Origin of the sequence: Pseudoroseomonas cervicalis ATCC 49957 (assembly GCF_000164635.1) — a bacterium.
Lineage (GTDB): Bacteria > Pseudomonadota > Alphaproteobacteria > Acetobacterales > Acetobacteraceae > Pseudoroseomonas > Pseudoroseomonas cervicalis.
The window spans coordinates 4,703-8,265 of the sequence record NZ_GG770784.1 but is presented as its reverse complement, the minus strand read 5'-3'; the positions used below and the strand labels follow the sequence as shown (position 1 = coordinate 8,265).

Annotated in this window: 4 protein-coding genes; 1 reads left to right on the top strand and 3 read right to left on the bottom strand. The window is 74.1% G+C overall.

All coding sequences use genetic code 11. The annotated features are described in order from the left end of the window. Positions 1–426 (top strand): hypothetical protein (locus HMPREF0731_RS18130; protein ID WP_007005647.1); only part of this gene is annotated, 426 nt, incomplete at its 5' end. Between the two features lie 111 nt (positions 427–537). Here the strand turns inward: HMPREF0731_RS18130 and HMPREF0731_RS18125 are convergent. The 3 genes from HMPREF0731_RS18125 to HMPREF0731_RS18115 all read right to left on the bottom strand — a co-directional run bounded on the left by HMPREF0731_RS18125 (position 538) and on the right by HMPREF0731_RS18115 (position 3,260). Beyond that, complete coding sequence (locus HMPREF0731_RS18125; protein WP_007005646.1) at positions 538–1,419, bottom strand: ParB/RepB/Spo0J family partition protein; 882 nt, start codon at positions 1,417–1,419, stop codon at positions 538–540. Then, positions 1,416–2,438 carry a ParA family protein gene (locus tag HMPREF0731_RS18120; protein ID WP_007005645.1) on the bottom strand — a complete coding sequence of 341 codons (1,023 nt, stop codon included), beginning with the start codon at positions 2,436–2,438 and terminating at the stop codon, positions 1,416–1,418. The genes HMPREF0731_RS18125 and HMPREF0731_RS18120 overlap by 4 nt, the downstream gene beginning before the upstream one ends. A 111-nt stretch (positions 2,439–2,549) precedes the next feature. Next, the gene (locus HMPREF0731_RS18115) at positions 2,550–3,260 is read right to left on the bottom strand and encodes a hypothetical protein (protein ID WP_040613919.1); all 711 of its coding nucleotides are present in this window, start codon (positions 3,258–3,260) and stop codon (positions 2,550–2,552) included. Positions 3,261–3,563 lie beyond the last annotated feature (303 nt).

The window sequence follows — 3,563 nt, the reverse complement described above, 5'->3', positions numbered from 1 at the left end:
GCGCCGACCGGTGAAGGCGCGCCGCTGGCCCTGGAATCGGCGCCCGGCGGCGGCGCGGGCAGCGAGGCGCTGGCCGCGCAGCTGCGCGAACTGGCCGGCTATGTGGACCGGCTGCTGCGCAACGAGGCGACGCTGGGCGATGCCGCCCGCTACCTGACCGAGACCACCGACCGCTTCGCCTCCGGCACGGACAGCCTGGAGACCAGCGCGCTGCGGCTGCAGGCGCTGGTCAGCATCCTCGGCCAGCGCGACGCGCAGGCGGAGCTGCAGCCGGTGCTGGGCGCGCTGGAGCGGCAGGTGGAGGCGGCCTCGCGCCTGGGCGACGCGCTGGATGGCACGCAGCGCCAGCTGGGCGAGATGCTGGCGGCCGCCGCCGAGGTGATGACCGGGCGTGGCGAGACGCCGCGCGACGGGTCCGGTGGCTGAGGCGCGGCGGAGATTCTGACGTCAGAATCTCCGTCCCCTTACCGAAGGCGGGTGCAGGGGACCCTGTCCCCTGCTGGGGGAGTGTGAGGGGGCAAAGCCCCCTCAAGCGCTTCAGACAGACTCCACGGCGTCCAGCAGCGCCTCGATCCGCTGGCGGAGGGCCAGCAGTCGGCGCCGTTCCGCCGGGCCGAGCGGCCCCCCCTCGGCCTGACGCTGTTCCAGCGCGGCTTCCAGCCGGTCGAACAGAGCGGGGCTGAGGCGCGGGGCAGGGGGGGGCGGCACGTCTGGCTCCGGCGCCGGGTCGGGCAGGGCAGGGGCGCTGCGCGCGGCGCGCAGGCCGCGCACCGTCAGCGTGCCGGCCTCGGCCTGGCGCAGCAGCTTCTCGCGCAGCGGGCCGGCCTCCAGCCGCGCCAGTTCCACCAGCAAATTGCGCGGCAGGGTGCTGGCACGGGCCAGGAAGTCCTCCGGCAGGGTCAGCAGGCGCAGCGTCGCGCTGATCTCCGCCGTGCTGCGGCCGAGCAGCGCGGACGCCGCCACCTGGGTCATGCCGCGCGTCGCCAGCAGGCGCTGCACGCCGCGCGCTTCCTCCTCCGGCGTCAGATCCTGACGCTGCAAATTCTCCAGCAGCGCCGCCAGGGCGGCATCGCCCTCATGCTCGATCGCCAGCAGGCTGGACCAGCCATTGTGCTTCGCGGCGCGATAGCGGCGTTCGCCGGCGACCAGGATCCACTCGCCCCGCCGCTCGGGGTGGCGACGCAACAGCACCGGCTGCAGCTGGCCCTCCGCCGCCATGGTCGCGGCTAGGGCGGCGATCTCCGCCGCGTCGAAATGCTTGCGCGGCTGGTCGGGGTCGGGGTGGATGCGCTCCAGCGGCGCCTCGAAGCTGTGGCGGAAGCGGCTGTCCTGCGGCACCAGCCCCTCGGCCGCCGCGCCGATCACCGACATGGCGGCGCCCAGCACGGGGGAGGCGGGGCGGTTGCGGGGGCGGCTCATGCGCTTTCCTCCAGGGGCGAAAGGCGCGCTTCGGGCAGGGCGGTGCCGGCCACCAGCGCCGCGGCCAGCCGGGCATAGACGGCGACCGCCGCGGCGCCCGGCGAGGCCTCCAGCGCGATGCGGCCATTGCGCGCGGCATGGCCGAAGATGGCGGAGGAGGGCACCGGCTCCAGCACCGGGGCGCGGCCCTGCATGATGGCGACGAGTTGCTCCAGCACCTCGCGATCGACCGATTTGCGGGCGCCATACTGCGTCGGCAGGATGCCGGCCAGGCGCAGCGCCGGGTTCAGCCGCCGCTGCACCTTGCCGATGGTGGAGAGGATCAGGCCGACGCCCATGCTGTCATAGGGCTCGGTGCGCACCGGGATGATGACGGCGTCCGCCGCCGCCAGCCCCATCACCGTCAGCATGCCGAGATTGGGCGGCGCGTCGATCAGGATGGTGTCGTAGCGGCCGCGCACCGCCTCCAGCGCCTCGCGCAGCGCCACATCGAAGCCGGGTTCGCGGCGGCCATCGGTCTCGGCCAGCTCGATATGGCTCGGCGCCAGGTCGAAGGGGGCGCGGCCGGCCAGCAGCGGGTCGTCATGGCCGAGGATGGCCTGCTCCACCGGCTGGTCGCGCAGGATGACATGCGCCATGGTGCGGCCCTGGCGCCAGGCCTCGACATGGCCCGAGGCCAGCAGCGCGACCGAGGCGGTGGCCTGCGGGTCGAGATCGACCAGCAGCACCCGCTCCCCCTGCCGGGCCAGGCCACAGGCCAGGTTCAGCGCCGACGTCGTTTTGCCGACACCGCCCTTCTGGTTGGCCAGCACCAGGATGCGGGCATGGCGCGGCCGGCCATCCGCCATGGCGGCGACGCTGCGCGCCACCTCCTCCGGGATCGGCTCGCGCCCGTTCTCCCAGCGCGAGATGCGCGGCTTGTCGTAGCTGCGGCCGAGCGCGGTGTTCAGCGCCTCCTTCAGCTCCGACTGGCTGAGCCTCAGCTGCTGGCGCAGCCTGCGCAGCGCGTCCCCGTCCATGCCGTCCCCCCGCGATCCGGGCGGGATTCTGACGTCAGAATCCGCCGGGCGGGAAGCTGCCAAAGCCAGGCCAGGCCGTCAACGTCAACTTGAACCGTTGACGGTTGATCCTCAATCGGCGCCGAAATCCGGCTCCGGCGCCACCACGCGCGGCGCGAAGACGCGCGACAGGCAGCCCTGCATGGCGGCCTCCAGGCTGTCCGCCTCCCAGCAGGCGGTCTCGCGCAGCGTGGCGGCGGCGGGGGCCAGGCCGGGCATCACCGCGGCATAGGGCAGGGTCTCCAGCTCGCAGCGATAGCCGCCGCCGGCGCGGCCCGGCCATTCGCGGATGAAGGCGGTCAGCAGATGCGTCCAGGGCTGGTTGGCGGAGACGGGTCCGGCCGCGCTCAGATGCGCGCTGACCCAGATGCGCGGCAACCCGGCCTCGCGCTGCATCTCGACGAAGCCCGGGGCGACGCAGAGCACGGCGGCGCGGCTGGCCCCGGAGGGACGCGGCGGCATATGGGCGGCGCCCAGCGCGGCGGCGATGGCGTGCATCAGGTCGGGCGCCGTGCCCTCGCTGATCTGCAGGGGCTCGGCCAGGCCGGCGGCGCAGGGCCAGGTCTCGGTGCGCCAGGCGACGGGGCCCGCCTCCTGCCAGCGGCCGCTCAGCGAGCGCAGCTCGCAGCGATGCCGGTGGGTGGCGCCGTCGGCGTCGCGCGGCCAGCCGGGAGCGGCGGTGGTGAAGGAACAGGCCCGGCGGACCGGACCGGGAATGTCCGCGCTGCCCTCGATCTCGATGAAATGCGGCGCGATGAAGCGCGGCACCTGCGTCAGGCCCATCCACTCGGCTCCCGCGGCCGCCCCGCTCCGGTATCCTGCCAGGATGCGGGGGTGTGGCCGATACTCACGCGCAGGTTACCGCAACGCCGCGCCGCCCGTGGCCGGCCGCGTGCCTCATTTTAGAGGAGTGTCGCTTTTTATTGACAGATGATTAAAATGGGCCGGTCCGCCGGGCCGCTCCCGGCTCCGCCAAGGTGACCGTCATGCCCCTCCGCCTCGCCGCTCTGTCCCTGATGCTGTTGCTGCTGGCCGGAATCGGCCTGGCCTGGCGCCAGGAGGGACGGGCGGCGCCGGCCCCCGCGC

Excerpts from the sequence above, each read along its gene's own strand:
- HMPREF0731_RS18125 (WP_007005646.1), bottom strand. The coding sequence starts at position 1,419 with ATGAGCCGCCCCCGCAACCGCCCCGCCTCCCCCGTGCTGGGCGCCGCC.
- HMPREF0731_RS18120 (WP_007005645.1), bottom strand. The coding sequence starts at position 2,438 with ATGGACGGGGACGCGCTGCGCAGGCTGCGCCAGCAGCTGAGGCTCAGC.
- HMPREF0731_RS18115 (WP_040613919.1), bottom strand. The coding sequence starts at position 3,260 with ATGGGCCTGACGCAGGTGCCGCGCTTCATCGCGCCGCATTTCATCGAG.